Genomic DNA, 25,507 nt, shown 5'->3' on the forward strand with positions numbered 1-25,507 from the left:
GTTTTTAGCCGCTTTCCCATGAGCACTACCACCCGCTGGAAGCTCGTCCTCGGCTCCGCCGCCGACGCCGACAACTCGGTTCAACTCTCGCCCGACTACGGCCGCATGGACGAAGTGCTGACCCAGCTCTACGACCAGCAGAACCAGGAGCGCAAGGGCGGCCTGGGCGGCTCCGCGCCCCGCGTGTCGCGCTGGCTGGGCGACATCCGGCAGTATTTCCCCTCCTCGGTGGTGGCCGTGATGCAGAAGGATGCCATGGAGCGCCTGGGCCTGAACCAGCTGCTGCTGGAACCCGAGATTCTGCGCTCGGTGCAGCCCGACGTGCATCTGGTGGGCCTGCTCATGTCGCTGGGCCGGGTGATGCCCGCCAAGGCCCGGCACACCGCCCGCGAAGTGGTGCAGCGCGTGGTGCGGGAGCTGGAGCAACGGCTGGCCAACCCGCTGCGCCAGGCCGTGCAGGGTGCCCTGAGCCGGGCCGTGCGCAACCCTCGCCCCCGCTACGCGGAAATCAACTGGAACGCCACCATCCGCGCCAACCTCAATCACTACCAGCCCGCGCAACGTACCATTATTCCGGAGCGGCTGGTGGGCTACGGCCGCCGCGGGCAGGCCCTCAAGGAAATCGTGCTGTGCGTGGATCAGAGCGGCTCGATGGCGGCCTCGGTGGTGTACGCGGGCGTGTTCGGGGCGGTGCTGGCCTCCATCAAAGCCGTGCGCACCCACATGGTCGTGTTCGATACCAGCGTGGCCAACCTCTCGGAAGACCTGCAGGACCCGGTGGACTTGCTGTTTGGGGTGCAGCTGGGCGGCGGCACCGATATCGACCTGGCCCTCAGCTACTGCCAGCAGCTCATCACCCGCCCCACCGACACCATCCTGGTGCTCATCAGCGACCTGTACGAGGGCGGCAGCCCGGCCGGCCTGCTGCGCCGGGCCGCCGAGCTGCAGGCCAGCGGCGTGACCGTGGTAGTGCTGCTGGCCCTGAGCGACGAGGGCGCCCCGAGCTTCGACCGCACGGTGGCCGAGAAGCTGGCCGCGCTGGGCATTCCGTCCTTCGCCTGCACCCCCGATAAGTTTCCGGCGCTGATGGCGGCGGCCATTCAGGGCCAGGACGTGACGAAGGCACTTACTACCTGACCCACAACTGCTTTCGGCTCCACGCGACCCATGAAAAAAGCCGCTACCTTTCTTCTGTTGCTCGTCGTTTGCCCGCTGCTGGCCGGACTCTACGGCGCCGTGAACGACCAGTTGACCTATACCCTCGCTCCGGAGTATTTCACGAAGTTCAAGTACCAGCAATTCGGGCTGGAACCGGCCTGGTTTGGCGGCGCCCGGCCCACGGTAGCCATTATCGGCTTTCTGGCGACCTGGTGGATGGGGCTGCTCGTCGGCTTCGTATTCAGCCTGCTGGCGCTGCTGCTACCCGATGCCCGCACCATGCGCCGGGCCGTACTGCGCGCCGTGGGCCAGGCACTGGCCCTTACCGCCGCCGCGGGCGTACTCGGCGGGCTGTACGGGCGGCTGTACCTTGTCGACGCAGGTGTGGAGTGGTGGCTGCCGGCCGACCTGGTAGACCGGGCCGCCTTTATCACCGTTGGCTCGATTCATAACTTCGGTTACCTGGGCGGGTTGCTGGGGCTGGTAGCAGGCCTGCTGACCATCCTGCGGCGACGGTCGGCACTGGCAACGGCCCCGCGCCGCTCAACGGAAACCCTTTCCGCGTAACCCGGCTACTACCCACTCCTCATGACCCAGTCCATCCCGACGTACCGGCTTGAAAGCCTCTCCCCGCAGGACGAGGCCCAGGGCGTGTATTTCATCGACCAGCACACCCCGACGGCCGGGCCGCCGCTGGGCCGGCCCTACCGCGGCAACTACTACAAAATCGGGCTGTGCCTGCGGGGCACGGCGACGCTGAAAGCTAACCTGGAAACCTACGCCATCGGGCCGGGCAGCCTGATGGTCGTCACCCCGCACGTCATCAAGGAGTGGACGGATTTTTCGGCGGACCACGAGGGGCTGTCGGTGTTTTTCACCCGGGAGTTTATCACGGCCAGCCACAACATCGACATCGGCAACTTTAACTTCCTGGAAAACGCCTCCACCCACGTGCTGCAGCTGACGCCCGGGCAGTTGGCGGAGCTGCAGGCCTCTTTTGAGTTTCTGCGGCAGAAATACCACGCGCCCCACGCCTACCGCGCCAGCATCGTCAAGAACCTCATCAACAACCTGCTCTACGAGGTGGTGGCCGTCTACGACCAGCAGCGCGCCGCCCAACGCGCCGGCCTCTCGCGCGGCCAGCTGCTGGCAGCCGGCTTCAAGCAGCTGCTGGGCCGGCACGGCGTCACCGAGCGCAGCGTGAAATTCTACGCCGAGCAGCTCTGCATCACGCCCAAGCACCTGACCGACACGGTGAAGGACGTAACCGGCAAAACCGCCGGCGCGTGGATAGCCGAGGTGGTGGTGCTGGAAGCCCAGGCCCTGCTGCAGAACCAGCAGCTGACCGTGGCCCAGATTTCCGACCTGCTGCACTTCACCGACCAGTCGGCCTTCAGCCGGTTTTTCAAGAAGAGCATCGGCCTCTCGCCCACGGCCTACAAGCAGGCCTGCTAAGGACCGGAGCAGCACGGCCTCGTTGAGCGAGCAGTCACGGATGGCATTCCGATTTGCGGCCCTGCCGCCGACCCGCGCTTTCCGCCATTTAGCCCAATCTTGCCGCCGTCTGGCCCTTCCGCCCACTGCGCCGCGGCCAGACCTTTGTCGCAGAAACATTCCAGCTGTTTTCTGCCGCAACGCCAGGAGGCGGCGCCCGGAAAATGGCTACCACCAATTCCCCATTCCCCAGCCATGATTCTAATCACCGGCGCCACCGGCCACATCGGCGCGGCCGTCATCCAGCAGCTGCTGACCAAACTGCCCGCCAGCCAGATTGCCGCCCTCGTGCGCGACGAAGCCAAAGCCACCCACCTGCAAGCCCAGGGCGTGAGCCTCCGCGTGGGCGACTACCGCGACCCGGCCGCCCTCGACCGCGCCATGCAGGGCGTGGAAAAAGTGCTGCTGGTATCGGGCGGCGGCGAGGCCGACGGCCTGCAACTGCACCAAAACGTGGTGGACGCCGCCCGGCGGGCCGGGGTGCGCTGCCTGGCCTACACCGGCCGCGCCCTGCACGACCGCCACACCCTGACCAACGAGCTGATGAAGCGCCACTTCCTGACGGAAGACTACATCCAGGCCAGCGGCCTCGATTACGTGCTGTTTCGCAACATCCTCTACATGGACACGCTGCCGCAGTTCGTCGGGCCGAAGGTGCTGGAAACCGGCATCCACCTGCCGGCCGGCGAGGGCCGCGTGTCTTTCGCCCTGCGCCGCGAAATGGGCGAGGCCATTGCCAACGTGCTGGCGGAGGGTGACTGCGCCAACCGCATCTACACCTTCACCAACTCGGACGCCTACTCTTTCCACGACGTAGCGGCCGCCCTCACCGAGCTGTCGGGCCGCGAGGTGCGCTACACCGACATCGAGCCAGCCGCATTCGTGGCCGGAATGCAAGCGCGCGGCCTGCCCGAGTTCGTGGTGAACCTCACCCTGGGCTTCATGACCGATATTAAGAATGGGCAGGAAAGCGCCGTTACCAGCGAGCTGGCCGAGGCGCTGGGCCGGCAGCCGGTTTCGCTGAAGGAAGGGCTGCGGGAGCTGATGGGGCTGTAGCCTGTTGACAAAAGCCCGGTTCGACACTGGTTCGAGCCGGGCTTTTGAGGGAAGTGGATTGTGGAATAAGCGGCGGGCGCGCATCTGATAGGTAGCTTCGGCCCTTACTTATTGCACCAAACCATGACCTGAATGCTTGCAACTACAGCTTTTTATTCCCGCTTGGCTATCCTTATTGGAATGACTTATTGCGGACTGGCAACTGCCGGGCTGGCGCAAACGCCACGTGAGGCACAAGGTCGCTACCGTGCCGCTTTCCGCTTCATCCGTCGCAGTCCGAAGTTTCAGGAGTTTGCAGGCAGGCATCCCAGAATAGCTGTGTATGACTCCATAGTGCCCATTTTTGGGATGGGTAACTTCTTTAAGGAGATTCGTACAGCCCGGCCCCACTCCCGTTTGACGGATGGGGAGCTTATCGATTCTCTAACGCGGGCAGATGAGGCCCAACCGCCATCTTTCTATTCGCCCGCCGTGGCCCGAATTACCCGGCGAAGCCCTTTACCGAAAGGCACCGTTATGGTGGCATTTTCAGCTCGAAGCGAAGAGTTCGTGCTGGCCGAAGTAACACGTAATTGGTATGGTCCCGCACGCTTCGCCCGGGTTCAGATGTTTGACCAGTCTATACTTTATTTAATCCGCTTCCCTTCCCAAGGCCAGCCCGAAATAATCCGGGCTATGGAGATATGCTATAACTGAGTCTTTCGCTCTATCCCAATCATTCCGCATTTCTCCCCGACCTTCGGCCGCACGTTTGCCGTTCAACGACTGTTGACCCGGTTTACACCCTGACAAGAAGCCCGAAGAAGTTGGCCGAAACCGCCCCCCATACCCCTACCGACTCCGTTTACGAAGAACTCCGCCGCGTCCAGGCTTTGCTGAAGCTGGAGCAACAGGAGGATTTGGAGCAATACCGCCTGCGCAACGCCAAGAGTACCATTTCCGAGCGCGTGCACCGCGGCCTGAGCTGGTACCCCGTTAAGATTACCAAGGAAGACATCGGCTTCGGCGGCAAGCTGGTGCTGGAGCTGGAGCGCCCCGCCGGCCAGAGCCAGCAGCTGCACCTGTTTCAGGTGGGCAAAAACGCCGCGCTGTTCGGCAACATCCCCGGCCGCGGCGGCTCCGACAAGCCCACGCTGCAGGGCGTCGTCACGTCGGTGCGGCGCAACAAGATTACGCTGGCGACCAACAAGGAAGACCTGCCCGACTGGATTGACGAGGGCAAGCTGGGCATCGACCTGACCTTCGACGAGGTCAGCTACCGCGAGATGGAGTACGCCCTGCAGAAGGTGCAGGGCGCTTTCGGGCGGCTGCAGGAGCTGCGCGACACCTTGCTGGGCCACCGCCCGGCCGAATTCAAGCCCGAAGCCGAAGCGGAGAAACTGTACTACCCGAACCCGCTCAACGCCTCGCAGCTGGCGGCGGTGCAGCTGGTCATGGCGGCTAAGGACGTGGCCATCATCCACGGCCCGCCCGGCACCGGCAAAACTACCACGCTGGTGCAGGCCATCCTCGAAACCATCCGCCGGGAGCGACGGGTGCTGGTATGCGCCCCGAGCAACACGGCCGTGGATTTGCTCACCGAAAAGCTGGCCGAGCGCGGCGTCAACGTCATTCGCATGGGCAACCCCTCGCGGGTGTCGGACCTGCTGCTGGAGCACACGCTCGACGCGCAGGTGATGGCGCACAAGCACTACCCCGAGCTGCGCAGCCTGCGCCAGACGGCCGAGCAGTACCGCGAGGAAGCGGGCAAATTCAAGCGCAACTTCGGCTGGGAGGAGCGGCAGCAGCGCCAGCATCTGAAGGAGCAGGCCCACCAGATGCTGCAGGAGTCCGATCAGCTCGAAAAGTACATCACCGAGGATTTGCTGGAGAAGGTGCAGGTGATTACCTGTACGCTGGTGGGGGCCGCTAACCGCGCCATTCGCCACCTCACCTACGAAACGGTGTTTATCGACGAGGCCGCCCAGGCGCTGGAGCCGGGCTGCTGGATTCCGATAACGAAAGCCGAGCGCGTGGTGCTGGCCGGCGACCATTGCCAGCTGCCGCCCACCGTCAAGAGCGAAAAAGCCGCCGCCCAGGGCCTGCGCGAAACCTTGTTCGAGAAGTGCATTACCCGCCAGCCCGCCACCGCCCGGATGCTAGAAGTGCAGTACCGCATGCACGAAGACATCATGCGCTTCAGCTCCGACCAGTTCTACGGCGGGCGCCTGGTGGCCGATGAGCGGGTGCGCCGCGCCGACCTGCACGCCTTCGACCTGCGCTTCCCGCCCGAGCCCGGCGCAGTGGAGTTTATCGATACAGCCGGCTGCGGCTTCTCCGAGCTGGGCATCCTCGACTCGCCCTCGGTGGCCAACCCCGAGGAAGCCGACCTGCTGCTGCGCCGCCTGGTGGAGCTGCTGCAGGATTACCACCCCGTCGACCACGAGCATCAGCCTCTGAGCATCGGCATCATCGCCCCGTACCGCGCCCAGATCAACTACCTCAAGGACCGCGTCGACGAAATTCCGGAGCTGCTGGAGCTGCAGACCAGGCGCCAGCTCAGCATCGGCACCGTCGACTCGTTCCAGGGCCAGGAGCGCGACATCATTGCCATTACGCTCACGCGCTCCAACGCCGCTTCCGATATCGGCTTCCTGGCCGATATCCGCCGCATGAACGTGGGCATGACCCGCGCCCGCCGCAAGCTGCTGATGACCGGCGACTCGGCCACGCTCAGTTCCAACAAGTTCTACCGCGAGTTCGTGAACTACGTGGAGGACATCGGCGCCTACCGCACGGCCTGGGAGTTCCAGGATTTGTAGAGGCGGTTTGGGTGGCAGACGGTAGCACCCCGCTGTCATTGCGAGGCGCAGCCGCTGCAATCTTTCCTCTAGCAGCAAAACGGTACAACTGGCAGAAACCGAAAATCCGTCAGCGGGTATTGCATCGACGGTGCTACTAGAGGAAGGATTGCTTCGTCGTACCTCCTCGCAATGGCAGCGGGCGCCGCTGCCGCGCTCCGGCTTTTCGCCCAACCAAACCGCCGCCCAACGCGTTATTTTCCGTTACTTGCCGCCAGTTTCACTTATTTCCCTCCCTAGCCACAGCCCCATGCAGATTGCGGACCACAAGGTCGTGACCCTGACCTACGATTTGAGCGTAACCAACGACGAGCAGGAAAAGACGCTCGTAGAAAAGGCCGAAGCCGACTCGCCGATGGTGTTCCTGTTCGGCATGAGCGGCCTGCCCGAGGAGTTTGAGCAGCAGCTGCAGGGCAAGCAGCCCGGCGACTCGTTCAGCTTCACCCTCTCGCCCGAACAGGGCTACGGCGAATACGACCAGGACGCGCTGGTGGACCTGCCCAAGCAGGTGTTCGAAGTCGACGGCCAGACCGACCCGGAGATGCTGCAGATCGGCAACTACCTGCCCATGTCGGACAACCACGGCAACCACCTGCAGGGCAAGGTGGTGTACGTCGGCAACGACACCGTGAAAATGGACTTCAATCACCCGCTGGCCGGCATGACCATGCACTTCGACGGCCAGGTGGTGGACGTGCGCGAAGCCTCGCAGGAGGAGCTGGACCACGGCCACGTACACGGCGAAGGTGGGCACCACCACTAAGCCGCTACGACGTTAGCAGTACTGAAAACGGGGCCTCGCGGCCCCGTTTTTTTGTTGCTGATGGTACCGGGGCCCTAGGGCTTCAGGGCGTACACTCGCACAGCCCCACCGAGTACCTGCGGCTGCTCCAGCACCAGGGCCGAGCGGTCGGCAAAGGCCGACACGAACAACTGGTGGTAAGGGTACGGCGCGCCAGCGGCCCGGCGCAGGGCCGCCAGTTGGGCGTACACCGGTGCCCCGGTCGCCTCCCCTGGCCCGAAGGATTTGGTTTCGGGCCGGTTGCCCTGCCAGGGCTTGTAAACCCAGCTTCCCGAGGCAAATTTCACGTTCGTGACCAGGATCTGCTGACTGGCTTTGCGCAGGAGCAGGCCGGAGCGCTGAAACGCCAGGTCCTGGTCGTAGTACAGACTGGCGTATCCGCCGTCACCGGCGAAGCTGAGCACCGGGGCCTGGGTAAAGGGGTCGTAGAGGAAGTGCAGTCGGCGGTTTTGCCACATGCCCTCGTTGGCCTGATCCTGGGCTTTGATTTCTTCTTTGCTATAGGCATGTAGGCCCTGCTGCTGCAGCTTGCCATCGGGCCCGAAGCGGTAGATGAACGAGCCCTGCCGGGTGGCGCCCCGCGCCAGCGTGGGCAGCGCGTACGGGCCGTACTCGCCGAACAGCAGCACGTCGCCGGTGGCGTAATCCAGGTAAAAGTCGCCGAAGATACCCGTGCTGATGTTCCACTCGTCCAGGGTTTCGTCGTAGCGCTTCAGCGGGTCGAAGTTGGATTGGTGCGCGACGGTAATGGCCCGCGGCACGTGCGTCTGTTCCAGCAGGCTGGGCATCAGCCCAGCCGAGTACACCGGACTGCTGCCCTTGGGCAAGGCCAGGGTAGTGGTGAAGCCGCCGGTAGCCGCGCCCGCGTTGTCGAGGGTCAGGACCTGATACTCCAGCGGCTGGCGCCCGAACGCCTCGCGGTTTTTGCTGCCCACGCGCCGGAACAGGTACGTTTGATTGGGTCGGTGGCCCAGGTAGGCCCAGTCGTTGTACACGCGCGCGGCGGCGGCCGGGGTTTCGGGCAGGGTCAGCGGCGTGCGTTGGATGGCGCGCGTCTGCAGGTCGTAACGCTCGGTGTAAAATGCCTGAGCGTCGCCCTTGCCTTCTTCCCGCACCAGCTCCACGTAGGCGCCGCCCTCGGCGTAGCGCCCCAGGGTGCGGACGGCCGTTTTGCGGGGCGGCGCCTCAAATACCACCCGCGTCAGCTCGCCCCCGCCCCCGAGGCGCTGCACCACTACACTGTTCTCGCTCAGGCCATTGGCGGCCAGCAGCTTCTTGGCGACGCCCAGGCGGATAGCTTCGACGGTGTAGACTTCGTTGCCGTCCGTAAACACGTCCATGGGCTCAAGCTGAACGGAGGCTTGCTGGCGCCGGAATTCCTCGTCCTTGCCCGGACCAATGACGTTATACCTCGGCAGCCGGGGGCTGTCGTAGTAGCCGGCGGTTTGCTGGTAGCGCGGCAGATCCTTCTGCCACAGCGTACGGCCGTCGGCGCCCAGCCCCACCGCGTGTACCTGGGGCGTGGCGGTGCTCACCATAAACACCACGGTGGTGCGGTTGGGCAGGCTTACGGCGGCGCTTAGGCCAGTTTGCGGGTCCAGGGTAATCGTTTGCACCGGCTGGGGCGCCGGCCCGTCTTCGGTTTGGGCCCGAAGGGTAACTGCCTGCAGGCCCAAGGTTGCTAGCAGAACATACTTATGCAGCATGTAAAAAGAGAAAATAAACAGGATTGAACGCGGCAATATCGCCACGCAGCCGGAGATTTGGACATTATTGCCCCCATCAACCAACAACTTTCATAACGGCCTGCGGTGCTCCGCTGCCGTCTTCTGCAACCGCATTGGCACGCCACTACCCAGCGGGCCGGCTAGTTTTGCCTTCTCATCCATCTTCTCCCGCTTATTTCGCCCGTATGCTCCGATTTGCCAGTTTGCTGCTGTTTCTCAGTCTTGCCACCTCCGCCCTGGCCCAACGCGTAGTGAGTGGCCGCGTGGTGGCCCAAACCACCAAGGAGCCCCTGGCCGAGGTAACCGTGCGGGTGGCAGGGCAGCCCGGGGCCGTCGTCACTGATAAGGCCGGGCGGTTTTCGCTGACGGTGCCCGCCGCCGAGACGCCCCTGTCGTTTTCGCACCTGGGCTTCCAGCCCGTGACGGTGCCGGCCGGGCAACTCGGCCCGGAAGTCGGCCTGGCCGAGCAGAGCTACCTGATCGGCGAGGTGCAGATCAGCTACGTGCAGCTGCAGAAGCTGCTGCTCCGCCAGTGGCGCATCGCGCCGGCTTCGCTCGATGCCGCCGCCCGGCTCGTTACCGCCCGCACGCGCGCCAAATCCGGCGACAAGGCCGAAGTGCTGGAGAAAAACCCCGACGCCGTGCGCCGGATCATGGAGTCGGCCCGCTTCGATTTCCGGCCCGATGGCATCGTGAAAACCAAGATGATGGTGGTCAGCCACAAGCTGCGCTGGCAGCTGGACGAGGAAAACCGCACGCTCACCGTGGTGGACGAGGAAGGCGGGCAGCGTGCCATCAGGGTGCTGGAGCTGACGGCCGAGCGCATGACGCTGCTCAGCCCAGATCCCAACGCCCCGGAAATCACCTACGTGCCGGCGAAGTAGGAGCGTCTATCCCTGAGTGCCGGTGGCCAGGTGAACCGCCGCCCGCAGCTCGGGCCAGAACTCCCGAAAATCTGCTTCATAGGCCGGCAGCTTGGCCAGAAACGCCGGCCCGCCCGTCGCCAGCACTTCGGCGCCCGGTACGCGCCGGCTCAGGCCCTGCAACGCGCGTTTCAGCCCTTCGGGGTAGGCGTAGCCGCTCAGCCAGTCGCCCTGGTGCATGTACGGCAGCATCTGCCGCAGGCGCTCGGGCAGCTCCTGGCGGCGCTGGAGCAGTAGCATATACATGCGCTGGGCAAATACTGGCAGCGGCTCCTGCGGGTCGTAATGATACCGGGCGAAGTCGCGGGCCAGCAGGTGGTCGTAGCCTACGTCGGCCACCACCCCGGCCCACTTGCCCAGGCCGGCGGCGCGCAGGCGGGCGGTGCTGCGGCGCACCACCGGGTGCTCGTCGGTGAAGCTGTCGATGAGGCGGTGCAGGCGGATGCCGCGCTGCACGGCAGGCGGATAGGCTTCGACGGCGGCGCGGCCGCGCACAGCTTCGGCGGCGAAGTTGCCGAAGAGCAGGTCTTCGTCGTGGGGACCGGAAAGGACGAGGTGGGCGAGGAAATTCACAACGGGGCGGCGCGGGTGACGGGGCCGGCGGCGAGGCCTGGCAGTTAACTACAATGTTTTCACACCAATAGTTATGCGGGCTGAACCCCGCGGCGCTGCGGCCCGTAAGCCGGGGTAGTTATTTCTCCCTGATTCCACACCAAAACACCCGCCCCATGTCCGAGAAAACGCCCGTGACGCACGACCTCTCCAAGCTGTTCGAGAAAATCAAGGACGTGCGCATTGCCATGCTCACCACCGCCGACGAGCAGCACCAGCTCCACTCGCGCCCGATGTACACCATCAAGCCCGAGCACGACGGCTCGCTGCTCTTCTTCACCGACGCCGACTCGGCCAAGGTGTTCGAGGTGCGCCGCGACGACAGCGTGAACCTGAGCTACGCCAACCCCGACGACAACGTGTACGCCTCCGTAACGGGCAAGGCCTCAGTGTACCACGACCAGGCCAAAATCAGCGAGCTGTGGTCGGAGCCGATGCGCGCCTGGTTCCCCAAAGGCAAGGAAGACCCGAGCATCCGCATCCTGAAAATCGTCATCGACAAGGCCGAGTACTGGGATTCGCCCAGCTCCGTCCTCTCCCAGGCCTACGCCTACGCCCGCGCCGTGGTGACCGGCGAAAAAAGCAAGGACGACGACGTGAACCAGCACGCGCAGGTAAAGGCCCGCTAGCGGCTATTTTCAGCCTGACACCGATTATTGAGCGGGACGGAAGCCATTCCGTCCCGTTTTTTGTGGCCTTGTCCCGCCTCTTTTCGCTCGCACTGCCCTTGTCCGCCGCCACGCTTTCCATCATCACCGTTCGGCCCGAGGCCCGCCGCTGGGCCCTGGCCCGCATGGGCACCGTGCCCGCGCAGCTGCGCCGGGTGCCAGGCCTGGGCTTCTACAAGCTGCTCGGCTCCGGCTTCGACTTCGGCCTGCGGCCCAACTTGCAGCGCTACGGCTTCCTGGCCAGCTGGGCCGATGAGGCGGCGGCGCAGGCGTTTTTCGCCGGGCACCCCGTCTGGCAGGCCTATCAGCAGCGCAGCCAGGAGCTATGGACGGCTTACCTCGCGCCCCTGCAGGCCCACGGGCTCTGGGACGGCCAGGCACCGTTTCCCGCATCGGCTGATGGTGCTACCCCCGCGCCCGATGCCCCCGTGGCCGTGCTCACGCGGGCCAGCATCCGGCCGCTGCGGGCCTGGAGCTTCTGGCGGGCCGTGCCCCCGGTGAGCCGGACGGTTGCCGCCGCCCCGGGGCTGCTGGCCGCCATCGGGCTGGGCGAGCTGCCCGTTGTGCGGCAGGCCACGTTCAGCCTGTGGGAATCGGGGCGCCTGATGCAGCAGTACGCCTACGGCGCGCAGCACGAGGGCCGGCACCGCGACGTGGTGCGCCGCACCCGGCAGGAAGGCTGGTATTCGGAGGAGCTGTTTGCCCGCTTCGCCGTGCGGCGCACGGAGGGGCTCTGGGACGGGCGCAACCCGCTGCCGCTGGGCTAAGGGCACAAAAAAAGAGCAGGCCACCCGTCACGGCACGACCCCACACCTGAAGTCGCGCCATGTTGCCGCATTTGACGGGCAGCCTGCTCACGACAAAGGTGCGACATCCGCCGGCCCCGCCAAACCGCATTTCTACGGGTTTTAATCAGTTATTTGTACGGAGTCCGGCCGAGCTCCGCGACGCACTTCGGCTTGTTTTTGCCCAATAAAGGCAATCCACCACGTGCCGCAACTACGTAGTAGCCGCACCCATTTCCGGTTTATTGGCCGTTGCAGTTTCTAAACTTAGCAGTAAATTTACATTATATAGAATTGTGTCAAGGACCTGCCATTTTGTTTGCTGTTATGACTTCCGATGAACTGGCCCAGGCCGGATTTCTCTCTGCCCGTTCAATAACGTCCGCTCCCCAGTACACCGAGGGCCGCCTTTATGTCCGCCTCACCTCGGCCGGCTCCCTGCGCATGTTCGTGCCTTTCGACACCAGCCAGGAAGTGGAGCTGTCGACCGGCAACCTGCTCCACCCCGACGTGCTTTACCGCGGTTCCGTGCGCGACGCGGTGGCCCTGGTGCAGTTGGCCCAGCACTGGAGTGAGTCCTGATTGGTCGCAACGCAACCAGGACAAACCCCGATTTTCCGGCTGGCCGCCGGCTTGCCGCCATTTCCGCGTATTTTCGCCGGCTCAACGCATTTGATTCCGACGACCATATGCCCGGCTACCGACCGCAGGAGATAGAGAAGAAATGGCAGCAGTTCTGGCAGCAGAACCAGACCTTCCGCGCCCAGAACCACTCCGATAAGCCCAAGTACTACGTGCTCGACATGTTTCCCTACCCCTCCGGGGCCGGGCTGCACGTGGGGCACCCGCTGGGCTACATTGCCTCCGATATCGTGTCGCGCTACAAGCGCCACCGCGGCTTCAACGTGCTGCACCCCATGGGTTTCGACTCCTTCGGCCTGCCGGCCGAGCAGTACGCCATCCAGACCGGGCAGCACCCCGAAAAGACCACCCGCGAAAACATTGCCCGCTACATCGAGCAGCTCTCGGCCCTGGGCTTCAGCTACGACTGGTCACGCGAAATCCGCACATCCAACCCTGACTACTACAAGTGGACGCAGTGGATTTTCCTGAAGCTGTTCAACTCTTGGTACAACCTCGACACCAATAAAGCGGAGTCGATTCGGACCCTGCAGGAGAAGTTTGCCGCCGAGGGCTCGAAGGGCGTGCGCGCCGTGTGTGACGAGGAGGAAGTACACGACTTCTCCGCGGGCCAGTGGCAGATGATGACGGAGGCTCAGAAAATTGCCGCCGTGCACCCCTACCGCCTGGCCTACCAGTCGGAAACCTACGTGAACTGGTGCGCCGGCCTGGGCACGGTGCTGTCGAACGACGAGGTGAAGGACGGCGTATCGGAGCGCGGGGGCTTCCCGGTGGAGCGCCGCCTGATGCCCCAGTGGAACCTGCGCATCACCGCCTACGCCCAGCGCCTGCTCGACGGCCTCGACCACCTCGACTGGCCCGACGCGGTGAAGGAAATGCAGCGCAACTGGATCGGCCGCTCGGTGGGCGCCGAGGTGCGCTTCGAGGTCGAAAACCACCCCGAGCTGCCGCTGACCGTGTTTACCACCCGCCCCGATACGCTGTTTGGCGTGTCGTACCTGGCGGTGGCGCCCGAGTCGGAGCTGATTGACGTGTTGACCACCCCGGAGCAGCGCGAGGCGGTGACGAAGTACGTGGAGTACGCCAAAAACCGCTCGGAGCGCGACCGGATGGCCGACGTGAAGAACATCACCGGCGAATTCACCGGCGCCTACGCCCTGCATCCGTTTAGCGGCGAAAAGCTGCCCATCTGGGTGGCCGACTACGTGCTGGCCGGCTACGGTACCGGCGTGGTCATGGCCGTGCCCGCCCACGACACCCGCGACTACGCCTTTGCCAAGCACTTCGCGCTGCCCATCGTGCCGGTGGTGGAAGGCTACGACGAAGCAGCCGGTGAAGCCTACGCCGCCAAGGAAGGCCGGGTCATCAACTCCGACTTCCTCAACGGCCTCGACGTGAAGCCCGCCATCCAGGAAGTCATCAAGCGCCTGGAGGAAAAGCAGATCGGCAAGGGCAAAATCAATTACCGCCTGCGCGACGCCATTTTCGGCCGGCAGCGCTACTGGGGGGAGCCAATTCCGATTTATTACCGCGACGGCATGGCCTTCGGCGTGGCTGAGCAGGATTTGCCCCTGGTGCTGCCCGAAATCGACGAGTACAAGCCCACCGAAACCGGGGAGCCGCCGCTGGGCCGCGCCCAAGGCTGGAAATACCGCAACGAGTTTGAGTTCGAGCTGAGCACCATGCCCGGCTGGGCCGGCTCCTCGTGGTACTATCTGCGCTACATGGACCCCAAGAACGAGGACCGGTTCGTGGGCGAGGAAGCCGAGCGGTACTGGCAGAACGTGGACCTGTACATGGGCGGCGCCGAACACGCCACCGGTCACCTGCTCTACTCCCGCTTCTGGCACCTGTTTTTGAAGGATTACGGCCTGGTAACGACCGAGGAACCCTTCCAGAAGCTCATCAACCAGGGCATGATCCTGGGCCGCTCGAACTTCGTGTACCGCATCAACGGCACCAATACGTTCGTGACGCTCGGCAAAAAGGACCAGTACGACACCACGCCCCTGCACGTGGACGTTAACATCGTGGAAGACGACGTGCTCGACGTGGAAGCGTTCAAAAAGTGGCGCGACGACTTCGCCAATGCCGAATTCATCCTCGAAGACAACGGCACCTACGTCTGCGGCGTCGAAATCGAGAAGATGTCGAAGTCGAAGTACAACGTGGTGAGCCCCGACACGCTGACCGAGCGGTACGGGGCCGACGCGCTGCGCCTGCACGAAATGTTCCTCGGCCCGCTGGAGCAGTACAAACCGTGGAATACCCAGGGCATGACCGGCGTCTCGGGCTTCCTCAAGAAGCTCTGGCGCCTCTACTTCCCCGAGGACCGCGACTGGGCCGTGACCGACGAAGCCCCGACGCCGGCCGAGCTAAAAGCCCTGCACAAGGCCATCCGCAAGGCGCAGGAGGACATCGAGCGGTTCTCGTTCAACACCTCCGTCAGCACCTTCATGATCTGCGTGAACGAGCTGTCGGCGCTGAACTGCCGCAAGCGCGCCATCCTGGAGCCGCTCGTCGTGCTCATCTCGCCCTACGCCCCGCACCTGGCGGAGGAGCTGTGGGAAGCCCTGGGCCACCCGGCCGGTTCGCTCAGCACCGCGCCCTTCCCCGAATTCGAGGAGAAGTATCTGGTGGAAGACACCGTGAACTACCCCATTGCCATCAACGGCAAGGTGCGGGAGCAGATGCAGTTTGCCGCCGACGCTTCGGCGGCCGACATCGAGGCCGCCGTGCGCGCCACCGACATCCTGGCCCGCTTCGCCGAGGGCAAGCCCGCCAAGAAGGTCATCGTGGTGCCCGGCCGCATGGTGAACGTGGTGGTGTAAGCTGCTGACGTTTCAGGCAACGAAAAGCCCGCTGGTGTTGCACCAGCGGGCTTTTTGCTTTCAGAACGATTGAAGACATAACGTCATCCTGACGAAGGAAGGACCTTCCTCTCACCCTGCACCGGCGCCTGAATCCAGGCACTGAGGCTTGCCGTTGCGGCGAAAATGCAGAAGCGCAGCCGCCGTGGCCCGTACGAGGGCATTGGTAGCTGCGTTTTTGTCGTCCAGCCGATTAGCGTCCGCGCATTGGCATTAGTGTCAGTGCAGGTTTCGAGGAAGGTCCTTCGCTTTGCTCAGGATGACTTTCTTGTTTCGTCGCTTTGCCGACTTAATACGCCGCCGTAAACCGCTGCCGGCTGAACTGGTGCTTTTCCACCTCGTCGAGCACCGCCACGGCCAGGTCTTCGCCCGAGAGGATGCTGCGGCCCTGCTCGTTGAACACCGGGTTTTCGGTGCCGAGGCGGTACTGCCCGGTGCGGCCGGTGTCGATGCCCTGGTGCATCTCGATGGCGGGGCTCACGAAGGTCCAGTCGAGCTTGTCGTTCTTGCGCAGCTCCGTGAGGTAGTCGCGGGCGGCGGTGGCGCCGGGCTTGTACTCGGCCGGAAACTGCGGGCCGTCGACCAGCTGCGCGTCGCCGATGTAGAGGCTGCCGGCCCCGCCGATGACCACGAGGCGTGGCACGCCGGCCTGCTCGGTGGCTTTTTCGATGGCGCGGTTGCCGGCCAGCGAGTCTTCGTACAGGTTGGGGTTGGTCCAGCCGGCGTTGAAGGCGTTGACGACCACGTCATGGCCTTTCAACTGCTCGGCCAGCTGCGCGGGCTGGTTCACGTCGCCCTGCACCACGGTGAGGTTGCTGGGCTGTTCGGTGATTTTGCTCGGGTCGCGCACGATGGCGGTTACCTGGTGGCCGCGCTGCAGGGCTTCGCGCAATAGGTTGGAGCCGACAAAGCCGGTGGCGCCGAGAAGGGCAATTTTCATGGGTTCAGGAATTAGAGTTGGTGTTGCAAAGGAACAACCTATTGTAACCACAATTGTTACAATAAGCGACAAAAAAATTTCAGCCCACCCCTACCGCGGCCTTGGCGGCAATATCCAGGGCCACCTGCTGCAGACTTACCGCGGCCAGCTGCTGCTCCAGCGCGGTTTGGGCCCGTTGCAGGGTCTTGTTCAGCGCCGCCTGGATATTGCGGCCTACCGGGCAGGCCGGGTTGGGCTGCTCGTGGATGCTGAACAGCTGCCCGGCTTCCACCACTTCGGTGGCGCGGTACACGTCAAGCAGGCTGATGGCGGCGGGCTGGCGCGAAAGAAAGGTACCGCCCGAGGCGGGGCGCACTTCCACCAGCCCGGCCTTCTTCAGCTGCCCCAGGATGCGGCGGATGACCACCGGGTTGGTGTTGACGCTGCCCGCCATACGCTCCGAGGTCAGCAGCCCGTCGGTGGGGCGGTGCGTGGCCAGCAGGGCCAGCACGTGCACGGCGACGGAAAAGCGGCTGCTGATCTGCATGGGTGGAGGAGAGTGAGGGCCGACACGGGCCGGCGTTGCAACTGTAACCAAGCGGGTTACAGTAATGTTCCACGGGAGCGGATTTACTCTTTTTCGGCTTCGGCCAGCTCGGCCTGCACGGCGCGGGGCAGGGAGGCACGCACCAGGTCGTAGGAGTGGTCGATAAACTCGCGCAGCTGCCGCACCGTGACGCCGGTTCCGATGAGCACCGTGTTCCAGTGCTTCTTGTTCATGTGGTAGCCGGGCAGCACGAAGTCGTGCTCCTCGCGCAGCTGGGTGGCGCGCTCCGGGTCGCACTTCAGGTTCACGCTACTGAAGTCGTCAATGCTGGTGAGGGCGTAGATTTTGCCGCCGACTTTAAACACCAGCGTGTCGGGGCCGAAGGGCGTTTCCTCACTGGTGCCGGGCTTGGCGAGGCAGTAGTCGCGGAATTCTTCGATGTTCATGAGGGCAACGAACGGCGGGGCAGTTAGCGCAGGATGACGAACTTGAAGAGCATGTAAATCAACCCGGCCAGGAACATCAGCATCGATATCTTATTGATGGTGTGCATGGTGCGCAGGTTGAAATTGGTGTGGCGGTTGGGGTCTTTCTTGCGGAAGAAATAGCCGAACACCGGGCCGAAGTCGAATAAGCCTTTGGTACGCATGAGACAGAATCAGTGGAGCCGTGGAAAAGCGAAGGTAGCAAAACCCCGGCGCCGGCCGCCGGCGCGTGGGGTCCTTGGTAACAGCGCAGCGGGGCGGATAGTTGCCGTACCGCCCGCTCGCTTGGTCACCGTTACACCGACGCAAACTCCGGCGGGTAGCGCACCGTGCCCGCCGCCCGGGCCAGCGCGCCGGGCCGCAGCTCCAGGGCCATAAAGGCCTTGTCCGGTACCTCAAACGGGGCCCGGACGCCCCACAGGCTGGCCGGGGCGAAGCCGAAGCGCGGGTAGTACGCCGGGTGGCCCAGCAGGATGACCGACTCGTGGCCCCTGCTCCGGCCGGCCGCCAGTCCCGCCTCCACCAACTCGGCCCCGATGCCCCGGCGCTGCTGCGCGGGCTGCACCGCCACCGGCGCCAGGGCCAGGCTGGGCCTCGACGCGCCGCCTTCTACCGATTCAATGTCGATGGGCGTCAGCAGGATGTGGCCCACCACTTCGCCGCCCAGCGTGGCTACCAAGGCCAGCTCGGGGGTGTAGTCGGGGCGCCGGCGCAGCTGCTCCACCAGATGCGCCTCGCCGGGGCCGGGAAAGGCGGCGCGCAGCAGCGTGGCCACGGCGGGATAATCGGCGGGCGTTTCGGGGCGGATCAGCAGGTCGAACATGGGACGCGGGGAATGGACGGCCGGAAAGTACGGTTTCTACCACGGCAAAGGCCCCGGCGCCGACAAAGGTGTCGGCACCGGGGCCCTGGTTGAGCACCCGCGGGACGCGCTTACTGCAGCGCCACCGTTTGCAGGCGCAGCATCTTGCGGCCGGGCTCGTAGCGGTAGAGCAGCACTTTGCCGGGCGTGGCGGCCACGAAGCCGGTCAGCGGGTCCTGGCGGAAGTACACCGGCTGGGGCGGCGCCTCGCCGTACACGAACTTGTTCACGACCTCGGCGGTGGTGTTCAGGTTCTTGCGAAACAGGTCGATGCCCTGCTGCAGCTCGTTGGTGGGCTGGGGCGGCGCGGGCGGGTCGGGCAGCTTTTCCAGCGAGGAGGCGGCGCGTACGGCCGTGCGCGTGGGCACGTTGGCCAGCACCGTGGCGTAGGCGTACTCCTGCTGACCCTCCACCCCGGTGTAGAGCAAGTAGGGTTCGGCCTGCTTGCCCACCACGTTGCGGTAGTGGCTGTAGCGCAGCTCATCGGCCGAGCTGCCGGCCTTGAAGGTGCGCGCCACCGGGTAAATCCCGCTGGGCTTGCCCGTGGCGTCGAAGTTCAGCACGACGAACGGGCCGGGCTGCGAGGCGCCGCCGGGCTGCACCGAGGTGCTGTACTCCCCGATCAGCTTCGCGTCGTTGCCGGTGGTAGTGATGAGCTCGTGTAGGGGCAGGTAGCCGCGGCGCGACTGAATGCGCGGGCCCAGCGAGGGGTCGTTCAGGCTTTTGCCAAGGTCGGCCCAGCTGGTGAGCACCGGCGCGGCGGCCGAGCCGTCGGGCTTGTAGGTGGTCAGAAACACGCCCTGGGCGCTGTCGACGCGGGTGGCGCGGCTGTTGAAGTACAGGCCGGTGGTGGCCACGCGGCCGTCGGCCAGGGGCAGCAGCTGCTCGGGTAGCATGGTCAGGCCGTCGCGGCGGGTGGGCGTGCGGTAGAGCACCCGGCCGCTGGCGCGGTCGATGCCGAGCACGGAGAAGTCGGTGATGGTGCGCTGGGTTTTGAGGTTGCGGTTCACCACGTAGGTATCCGACAGCACCAGCGTAATCACGTCCTTGCTCACGGCCACCTTCAGCGGCACGTGCTGGCGCAGATCCTTCGGGAAATACATCTGCGACCATTCCGGCTTGAGGTTGGCGTCGAGCACGGTGATGGCGTAGCCGGTGGTGTCGTTGCGGTAGGGCTGCACCAGGCACACGCCGTCGGTGGGCGTGCCCACCACCAGCGGGGCGCCGGCCGGGGCGCGGCGGGTGTCGGGCAGGGCCTCCAGCTCGCGGCCGAGCTGGGCGCCGGTCTGCGTGTTGAAGGAATACAGGGCCAGGCCGGCGCCGCCGCGGCTGTGGAAGGCCAGCGTGTAGGTGGCCTTGCCGGGCAGCGTGGCCAGCGGCACGGCGCCCACCGGCACCGGCAGGGCGTACTGGTACTTCACTTTCAGCTCGGGGTCGAGCACGCGCACGGCGTAGAGGTCGTGGCCGTCTTCGCCGGCTTCGCTGCGGTACAGGGCCATGTAGCCCTTGCCCTCGATGGGCAGCAGCTGCGGCTGGCCGGGCACGCCCTTTATGGAGAGTTGTTGCTGGGCCTGGGCGCGGCCGGGCAGCAGCAGGCCCGCCGCCAGGGCCAGGGTGAGCAGCCCGCCGAGGGGCCGCTGGGGGAAAGTCGTCATCGAAAACAGAGGATTAGACACGCGGATTACTTCAGCCCGGGCACGTCGAGCACCTGCAGGTGCAGGGTACGGGCGGCTTTGTCGTAGTGCGAATAGAGCAGCTTGCCGGGGGCGTGGGGCAGCACGTCGTCGTAGGCCAGGTCCTGGTTGGGGGCGGCCACTTCGTGCTCAAACTCGCGCACCGTCAGCTCGCCGCGGTCCTTGTCGGCGGGCACTACGGGCTGGTCCAGGTAGAGGCGCGAGAACATATCGTCGCGCTTGTCGGTCAGGGCCACGGAGTTGACATACTGCAGGTTCTGGTGCCAGTTCAGGTACACCAGCCGGGGCGTGGCGCCGGGCGCCAGGAAGCGGTAGCTGTACATCGTGCGCTGGGACCAATCCTCGGGCCCACCGCCCACGCTGTGGTTCTGGTAGAGCTTGTAGGGCTTTGGAATGCGGCGGATGTTCTCGATTTTGCCTTGGGCGTCGAGGTCGAGCACCACGAAATCGAGGATGTAGCTGCGGGTGTTGCCGATGCCGAAGCCGCCCATCGAGCCGAAGCTGCTGTTGCTGTTGGTGGCCGCCGCCGGGGCCGACTTCACGCCGCCGGCCCGCTCGTAGTCGGCGTCGTTGTAGCCGAAGTTCTTGTAGGTTTCGCCCACCAACTGGTAGCCGCCGCCGGGCTTTTCCAGGATTTCGTGCAGCTTGATGCCCGGGTAGTTGCGCACGGTGAACACGGCCACGCTGGAGCGCGAGTTCAGCTTCTGGCCCAGCTCCTCGGTGTAGGGCGTGGTGCTCAAAAACTCCTGCTTGCCCTCGGGCGAGAGGCCCATGGTGAAAAAGCCGCCGCGGGGCGGGGCGTCGGGCTTTTCGGTGTACACGGCCGGGCGCGGCGACTTGTCGGCGTAGGGCCCGGCCAGCAGCAGGCGGCCGGCCTTGTCGACGCGGGCAATGTTGGGCAGCACTTCGTTGGGCGCCGCGGGCAGGGCCGGCCGGGCTTTTTCGGCCCCGGTGGCCCCGTCGAGGCAGGCGACTTCCCAGCCGGCTTTCGAGTACTCATCGATGGCGTAGACGTGGGTGTCGTCGGCGGCGAAGCGGCGCAGCTGGTACTTGCCCTTTTCGGGGGCGAAATCCTTCTGCCACTTGGGCTTGAAGTCGGCGCCATAGCGGGCTACTGAGTAGCCCTTCTTGTCGGCATCGATGGGGTAGGCCAGGTAAAAGTCACCGGCGGTGCCGGCCGGCTCCAGGGCGGTGATGCTGCCGAACACGTCGGCCAGCGGCACGTGGATGTCCTGGGTTTTCTGGCCGGCGGCGTTGAACTGCAGCAGGGTGCCGTCCTTGCCGTTGTAGAAGCAGAACACGGTGTTCGTCCCCACGGCGCGGGCGGTGAGCAGCTTGCCATTGCGGCCCAGGCGCACGTCGGTGGTCGAGAGCTTTTTCAGGTCGCGGCCGTAGAGCTCCAGGTGGAACAGATCGTACACGTTGCGCTCCTGGCGCATGGTGTAGTAGAGCTGCCCGTCGGCCGATTTGAAGCCGGTAAACGACCAGGCTTCTACGTCGGGAATGGTGACATCCTGCGCCACGGCGGGCCCGGCGGCCAGCAGCGCCAGCAGCAGCCCGCGGCTCAGGCCGCGGCGCGTAAAGCGGGTATTCATGCAGTCGATAAGTGAAGGAAGAAATGAAGTGAATCTATCCGCTGACCAGGCCACCGCAGCACGGGCGCAGGTAGCGGAACTTACTGAGGTAAAGATACTACCGGCGTTGGCTTATTCCGCGCTGGTTGACCGATGCCCGGCTGAAATAGTATACTGGGGCTGCTGGGTGCAGGCTGCCGCCGGGGCTTCGCTTGACTAGCTGCCCGCCCTTGCCGGCCGCCGCGTGCAACGCAGCAGCGCCGGTGGTTTCTTTGCCTCCTGCAACCTTCTCCCCTTATTCCCCATGCGCCTCCTGCTTCTCCCCTGCCTGCTGCTGGCCGCCCCGGCTGCCCTGGCCCAAACCAATGCCGCCGCTACCCCGCCCGCCGAAACCGAGGCCGTGAAGGCCACCGTCACCCGCTTTTTCGAGGGTTTGCGCAAGGGCGACAGCGCCGTGGTGCGCAGCACTCTGGCGCCCACCGTGGTGCTGCACACCATCAGCACCCGCGGCGGCAACGTGCAGGTAATCAACGAAAGCCCCAAGGAGTTTCTGAAAGCCGTGGGCACTCCGCACAAGGATGTATGGGATGAGCGCATCAGCTTTGAGCGGGTGCTCATCGACGCGCAGCTGGCCAGCGTGTGGACGCCCTACCAGTTCTACGCCGGCGCCACCTTCAGCCACTGCGGCTACAACTCCTTTCAGCTGGTGAAGCTGCCGCAGGGCTGGCGCATTGCCTACGTCATCGATACGCGCCGCAAGGACGGCTGCAAGTAAGCCCCGCCGCCCCCGTCCCTACTTCAGTGCCTCGCCGACCTGCTGGCGATACATGCGCCCGATGGGTACCTCCTGCCCGGCTACTTCCAGGTGGCTCGGGCTGTAGGTGCGCACTTTGTCGAGAGCCACGATGAAGGAGCGGTGGACCCGCAGAAAATTACTGGCCGAGAGCTTTTCCTCCATGCTGTTGATGGTCTGCTTGACGACCAGGGCCGGCCCCGCGGCGCAGTGAATCTTCACGTAGTCTTTCAGGCCCTCCACGTACAGCACCTCGCGCAGCACCACTTTCACCATCTTCCGGTCGATGCGGAAGTACAGAAAGGCGTCGGAGTTGACCCCGGCCGGGGCTTCGGGGGGCGCGGGCGGGGCCTCGGTTTTGGTGGCTTTAGCCACGGCTTTCAGAAACCGCTCCAGCGACACGGGCTTGAGCAGGTAGTCCACCGCGCTGAGCTCAAAGCCCTCGTAGGCGTACTCGCGGTAGGCCGTGGTGAAGATAACCTGGGGCGGGTGCGGCAGGCTGCGCAGAAACTCCGTCCCGAGCATCTTAGGCATCTTCACGTCGAGAAACAGCAGGTCGACGGGCTGCTGTTGCAGGGCAGCAAAGGCCTGCAGGGCATTTTCGCAGGTGCCGACCAGCTCCAGGTGGGCCACTTCCCGCACGTAGGCGGTCAGGACTTCCAGGGCCGGCGGCTCGTCGTCGACCAGCAGGCACTTTAGTTTCATAGCAGTTGCGGTTGAAGCGTGGCGGCGGCGGCCACGGGTTGCGGCTGGCCGGGGGCCGGCAGGGGCCGGGGCACCAGCGGCAGCTGCAGAATAACGAGGAAAGTATCGGGCTCGGGCACGAGCTGCAGCCGGTACTGCCCGGCGTAGTGGTGCTCCAGGCGCTGCCGCACGCGCCGCAGGCCCGCGCCTTCCGTCCAGCCCACCGCGTCGGGCGGCTGGCTGTTGATGACTTTGAGCACGAGCTGCCGCTGGCGCGCCACCAGGTCGATGCTGATCCAGGCGCAATCCAGGGCCGGGGCGGTGCCGTGGCGGAAGGCGTTTTCCAGAAAGGGCAGCAGCAGCAGCGGCTCGATGGCGTAGTCCTCGAACGAGCCGCTGCAGTTGAGCGACACCTCCACGCGGCGGCCCAGCCGGAGCTGCTCCAGGGCCACGTAGCGCCGCATCATGGCCACTTCGTCGGCCAGCGGCACGGTGTCGTGGGGGCTTTCGTAGAGCATGTAGCGCAGCAGCTCGGCCAGGTGCAGCACCGCCCCCGGCGACTCGGGGCCCTTGGCGGCCGTGAGGTGCTGCAACGACCGGAGCGTGCCGAACAGAAACGCCGGTTGCAGCTGAGCCTTCAGCAGCTGCAGCTCGGTGCGCAGGCGCTGCTGCCGCAGCTGCTGGCGCTGGCGGCGCTGCGTTTCCCACTCGCGGGTGATTTTCACCGTCACGGCAATGCCGGCCGTCAGCAGGGTGATGAAGAACGTGTAGTTCAGGTGCCAGTAATCCACTTTGTGAAACGCCGGATCAATGCGGGTATGAAACAGCCCGGGCAGCACCCCGAGGTCGAAGAAAATGACCGTCAGCATCGTCAGCGGGGCGCAGGCAACTACCCACGCGGCCAGCAGCAGCAACGTGAGGGGCCGCCGCTGGCGCAGCAGCCGGGGCAGCAGCCAATACAGCAGCGGGTAGGTGGCCAGCAGCGAGGCCGGCAGCTGGTTGAAAAACAGGCCCAGCACGTACAGCCGGGTGCCGTTGCCCCAGTGCGCGGGCAGCTGGATGATCAGGGAAAAGGCCAGCATGGCCGCCCAGAACAACCCGTGCCGGACGAGCCAGTGTCGCAGCGCGGTGCTCATGCGGATGCCGGGCTGGCAGTGGCTTCCAGCAACCGGGCCAGGGCCGGCCGCCGGCGCCGGCCCGTCAGCAGCCGGGCCCGCCGGCGCGGCGCAGTGGCCTCACCCAGCTCCCGCAGGGGCAGGCGCAGCTGCACGGTAAAGGTGTCGGGCAGCGCCTCCACCACCAGCTGGTGCTGCCCGGGGTAGAGCAGCTGCAGGCGCTGGCGCACGTTGCGCAGGCCGATGCCACCGGCTCCGGCGGGACCATCGGCGTTTTTCGTGTTGTGAATGGTGCAGCGGAGGTAGCCGGGCTCCAGCACCAGCCGGATATCGATGCGGGCGGCCCCCAGCTGCTCAGCGGAACCATGCTTGAAGGCGTTTTCGACCAGCGGCAGCAGCAGCAGCGGCGCCATGCCCGCCCGGGGCGGCATGGCGGGGGCCTCGAACCCCACCGTCAGGCGCGGGCCGTAGCGCAGCTGCTCCAGGGCCACGTAGTTGCGCAGCAGGGCCAGCTCGTCGCGCAGGTCCACCAGCGGCGCGTGGCCCTGCTCCACCACAAAGTGCAGCAGCCCCCGCAGCCGCTCCACCACCCGCGGCGCCTCGTCGGACTGCCGGAGCGTGAGGGCGTAGAGGTTGTTGAGGGTATTGAAGAGGAAATGCGGGTGAATCTGGGCTTGCAGCAGTTGCAGCTCCGCCTGGTAGGTTTCCTGCTGGAGCTGCTCGTTGGCCAGCTCCTTGCGGCGCCAGCGGCGGTAGCCCCACAGCCCGGCGGCGGCCCCGGCCGTCAGCAGCAGGGGCAGGTGCAAGGCCGGCGACAACGCCATCTGCGCATCCGGGGGGCCGGCCGCCATGGCCGCCCGCAGGGGCAGCAGCCCCCAGTGCCAGCCAGCGTAGGAAAGCAGCGCCGTCGCACCCAGCCACCCCAGCGCTAGTAGCAGCAGGCGGCCGTAGCGGGGCTGCTCGGCCCACAGCTCGGGCAGTACCCCGTAGAGCAGCGCGTAGGTGGCCGGCGCGAAGGTACCCAGCACCACCAGCAAGGCATACAGAAGGGCCAGCCCGAGGTGGTCGACGAACGTGCAGTGGTAATACAGCAGCACCGTTTCCAGCAGCACAATGGCCAGCCAGAACAGCCCGTGGCGCAGGCCGCGCCGCGCCTCAATCGTCCGCAGCGCCTGCCGCAGCGTCTGTGTTAGTGCCTGAGCCATATCCACCGGTTGCGTTGAGCCCAGTTGAATATACCGATTCCGTCGTCGTTAA

25 protein-coding genes are annotated in these 25,507 nt (G+C 65.2%); 13 read left to right on the plus strand and 12 right to left on the minus strand.

Annotated elements, in window-relative coordinates; all coding sequences use genetic code 11:
• Nucleotides 1-18: 18 nt before the first annotated feature.
• The 7 genes from FDY95_RS14420 (at nucleotide 19) to FDY95_RS14450 (ending at nucleotide 7,311) form a co-directional block, all read left to right on the plus strand.
• Nucleotides 19-1,137 carry a VWA domain-containing protein gene (locus tag FDY95_RS14420; protein WP_138078679.1) on the plus strand — a complete coding sequence of 373 codons (1,119 nt, stop codon included), beginning with the start codon at nucleotides 19-21 and terminating at the stop codon, nucleotides 1,135-1,137.
• Between the two features lie 30 nt (nucleotides 1,138-1,167).
• Entirely contained in the window at nucleotides 1,168-1,725 is a 558-nt protein-coding gene (locus tag FDY95_RS14425) for a hypothetical protein (RefSeq protein ID WP_138078681.1), read from the plus strand.
• A 21-nt stretch (nucleotides 1,726-1,746) separates the two neighbouring features.
• The gene (locus FDY95_RS14430; protein ID WP_138078683.1) at nucleotides 1,747-2,613 is read left to right on the plus strand and encodes an AraC family transcriptional regulator; all 867 of its coding nucleotides are present in this window, start codon (nucleotides 1,747-1,749) and stop codon (nucleotides 2,611-2,613) included.
• Nucleotides 2,614-2,847: 234 nt separating this feature from the next.
• Nucleotides 2,848-3,708: an SDR family oxidoreductase gene (locus tag FDY95_RS14435; RefSeq protein ID WP_138078685.1), complete on the plus strand. Its 861-nt coding sequence runs from the start codon at nucleotides 2,848-2,850 to the stop codon at nucleotides 3,706-3,708.
• Between the two features lie 132 nt (nucleotides 3,709-3,840).
• Nucleotides 3,841-4,404 (plus strand): hypothetical protein, encoded by a 564-nt coding sequence (locus FDY95_RS14440; protein WP_138078687.1) that lies wholly within the window; start codon nucleotides 3,841-3,843, stop codon nucleotides 4,402-4,404.
• Nucleotides 4,405-4,580: 176 nt separating this feature from the next.
• Nucleotides 4,581-6,509, plus strand: coding sequence for an AAA domain-containing protein (locus FDY95_RS14445; protein WP_246074039.1), 1,929 nt, complete (start codon nucleotides 4,581-4,583; stop codon nucleotides 6,507-6,509).
• A 289-nt stretch (nucleotides 6,510-6,798) separates the two neighbouring features.
• Nucleotides 6,799-7,311: an FKBP-type peptidyl-prolyl cis-trans isomerase gene (locus FDY95_RS14450; RefSeq protein WP_138078691.1), complete on the plus strand. Its 513-nt coding sequence runs from the start codon at nucleotides 6,799-6,801 to the stop codon at nucleotides 7,309-7,311.
• Between the two features lie 74 nt (nucleotides 7,312-7,385).
• Here FDY95_RS14450 and FDY95_RS14455 read toward each other — a convergent pair whose 3' ends face one another.
• Complete coding sequence (locus FDY95_RS14455) at nucleotides 7,386-9,056, minus strand: hypothetical protein (protein WP_138078693.1); 1,671 nt, start codon at nucleotides 9,054-9,056, stop codon at nucleotides 7,386-7,388.
• Nucleotides 9,057-9,262: 206 nt separating this feature from the next.
• Between FDY95_RS14455 and FDY95_RS14460 the strand changes: the two genes are divergently transcribed.
• Nucleotides 9,263-9,961, plus strand: a complete 699-nt coding sequence (locus tag FDY95_RS14460) for a carboxypeptidase-like regulatory domain-containing protein (RefSeq protein WP_138078695.1) — start codon at nucleotides 9,263-9,265, stop codon at nucleotides 9,959-9,961.
• A gap of 6 nt (nucleotides 9,962-9,967) precedes the next feature.
• Here the strand turns inward: FDY95_RS14460 and FDY95_RS14465 are convergent, their stop codons facing one another.
• Nucleotides 9,968-10,573, minus strand: a complete 606-nt coding sequence (locus tag FDY95_RS14465) for an acyl carrier protein phosphodiesterase (RefSeq protein ID WP_138078697.1) — start codon at nucleotides 10,571-10,573, stop codon at nucleotides 9,968-9,970.
• 155 nt (nucleotides 10,574-10,728) lie between these two features.
• On the opposite strand from FDY95_RS14465, the gene FDY95_RS14470 reads away from it, so the two are divergent.
• From FDY95_RS14470 to leuS, 4 genes are all read left to right on the plus strand, one after another.
• Complete coding sequence (locus FDY95_RS14470; RefSeq protein WP_138078699.1) at nucleotides 10,729-11,241, plus strand: pyridoxamine 5'-phosphate oxidase family protein; 513 nt, start codon at nucleotides 10,729-10,731, stop codon at nucleotides 11,239-11,241.
• A gap of 98 nt (nucleotides 11,242-11,339) precedes the next feature.
• Nucleotides 11,340-12,047 (plus strand): spheroidene monooxygenase, encoded by a 708-nt coding sequence (locus tag FDY95_RS14475; protein WP_246074040.1) that lies wholly within the window; start codon nucleotides 11,340-11,342, stop codon nucleotides 12,045-12,047.
• Nucleotides 12,048-12,392: 345 nt separating this feature from the next.
• A complete protein-coding gene (locus FDY95_RS14480; protein ID WP_138078701.1) occupies nucleotides 12,393-12,647 on the plus strand; it encodes a hypothetical protein in 255 nt (84 codons plus the stop codon).
• A gap of 107 nt (nucleotides 12,648-12,754) precedes the next feature.
• Nucleotides 12,755-15,538 (plus strand): leucine--tRNA ligase, encoded by a 2,784-nt coding sequence (gene leuS, locus FDY95_RS14485; protein ID WP_138078702.1) that lies wholly within the window; start codon nucleotides 12,755-12,757, stop codon nucleotides 15,536-15,538.
• Between the two features lie 328 nt (nucleotides 15,539-15,866).
• Here leuS and FDY95_RS14490 read toward each other — a convergent pair whose 3' ends face one another.
• From FDY95_RS14490 to FDY95_RS14520, 7 genes are all read right to left on the minus strand, one after another.
• Nucleotides 15,867-16,517: an NAD(P)-dependent oxidoreductase gene (locus FDY95_RS14490; protein WP_138078704.1), complete on the minus strand. Its 651-nt coding sequence runs from the start codon at nucleotides 16,515-16,517 to the stop codon at nucleotides 15,867-15,869.
• Nucleotides 16,518-16,596: 79 nt separating this feature from the next.
• Nucleotides 16,597-17,043: an Rrf2 family transcriptional regulator gene (locus tag FDY95_RS14495; RefSeq protein ID WP_138078706.1), complete on the minus strand. Its 447-nt coding sequence runs from the start codon at nucleotides 17,041-17,043 to the stop codon at nucleotides 16,597-16,599.
• Between the two features lie 83 nt (nucleotides 17,044-17,126).
• Nucleotides 17,127-17,489: an MmcQ/YjbR family DNA-binding protein gene (locus tag FDY95_RS14500; RefSeq protein WP_138078708.1), complete on the minus strand. Its 363-nt coding sequence runs from the start codon at nucleotides 17,487-17,489 to the stop codon at nucleotides 17,127-17,129.
• Nucleotides 17,490-17,512: 23 nt separating this feature from the next.
• Complete coding sequence (locus FDY95_RS14505) at nucleotides 17,513-17,692, minus strand: DUF6728 family protein (RefSeq protein WP_138078710.1); 180 nt, start codon at nucleotides 17,690-17,692, stop codon at nucleotides 17,513-17,515.
• A gap of 131 nt (nucleotides 17,693-17,823) precedes the next feature.
• Nucleotides 17,824-18,351 (minus strand): GNAT family N-acetyltransferase, encoded by a 528-nt coding sequence (locus tag FDY95_RS14510; RefSeq protein ID WP_138078712.1) that lies wholly within the window; start codon nucleotides 18,349-18,351, stop codon nucleotides 17,824-17,826.
• A gap of 110 nt (nucleotides 18,352-18,461) precedes the next feature.
• Entirely contained in the window at nucleotides 18,462-20,045 is a 1,584-nt protein-coding gene (locus FDY95_RS14515) for a DUF6770 family protein (RefSeq protein ID WP_138078714.1), read from the minus strand.
• Nucleotides 20,046-20,071: 26 nt separating this feature from the next.
• On the minus strand, nucleotides 20,072-21,679 hold the full coding sequence (locus FDY95_RS14520) for a hypothetical protein (RefSeq protein ID WP_138078716.1): 1,608 nt from the start codon (nucleotides 21,677-21,679) through the stop codon (nucleotides 20,072-20,074).
• 283 nt (nucleotides 21,680-21,962) lie between these two features.
• Between FDY95_RS14520 and FDY95_RS14525 the strand changes: the two genes are divergently transcribed.
• Nucleotides 21,963-22,433 carry a nuclear transport factor 2 family protein gene (locus tag FDY95_RS14525; RefSeq protein ID WP_138078718.1) on the plus strand — a complete coding sequence of 157 codons (471 nt, stop codon included), beginning with the start codon at nucleotides 21,963-21,965 and terminating at the stop codon, nucleotides 22,431-22,433.
• An 18-nt stretch (nucleotides 22,434-22,451) separates the two neighbouring features.
• Here the strand turns inward: FDY95_RS14525 and FDY95_RS14530 are convergent, their stop codons facing one another.
• The 3 genes from FDY95_RS14530 to FDY95_RS14540 are packed head-to-tail and all read right to left on the minus strand — an operon-like array spanning nucleotide 22,452 to nucleotide 25,455.
• Entirely contained in the window at nucleotides 22,452-23,156 is a 705-nt protein-coding gene (locus tag FDY95_RS14530) for a LytR/AlgR family response regulator transcription factor (protein ID WP_138078720.1), read from the minus strand.
• Complete coding sequence (locus FDY95_RS14535; RefSeq protein ID WP_138078722.1) at nucleotides 23,153-24,271, minus strand: sensor histidine kinase; 1,119 nt, start codon at nucleotides 24,269-24,271, stop codon at nucleotides 23,153-23,155. The genes FDY95_RS14530 and FDY95_RS14535 overlap by 4 nt, the downstream gene beginning before the upstream one ends.
• Nucleotides 24,268-25,455 (minus strand): sensor histidine kinase, encoded by a 1,188-nt coding sequence (locus FDY95_RS14540; RefSeq protein ID WP_138078724.1) that lies wholly within the window; start codon nucleotides 25,453-25,455, stop codon nucleotides 24,268-24,270. Before FDY95_RS14540 ends, FDY95_RS14535 begins: the two co-directional genes overlap by 4 nt.
• Nucleotides 25,456-25,507: the final 52 nt, after the last annotated feature.

It is taken from the genome of Hymenobacter jeollabukensis (genome assembly GCF_005771675.1).
Classification (GTDB): Bacteria; Bacteroidota; Bacteroidia; order Cytophagales; family Hymenobacteraceae; genus Solirubrum; species Solirubrum jeollabukense.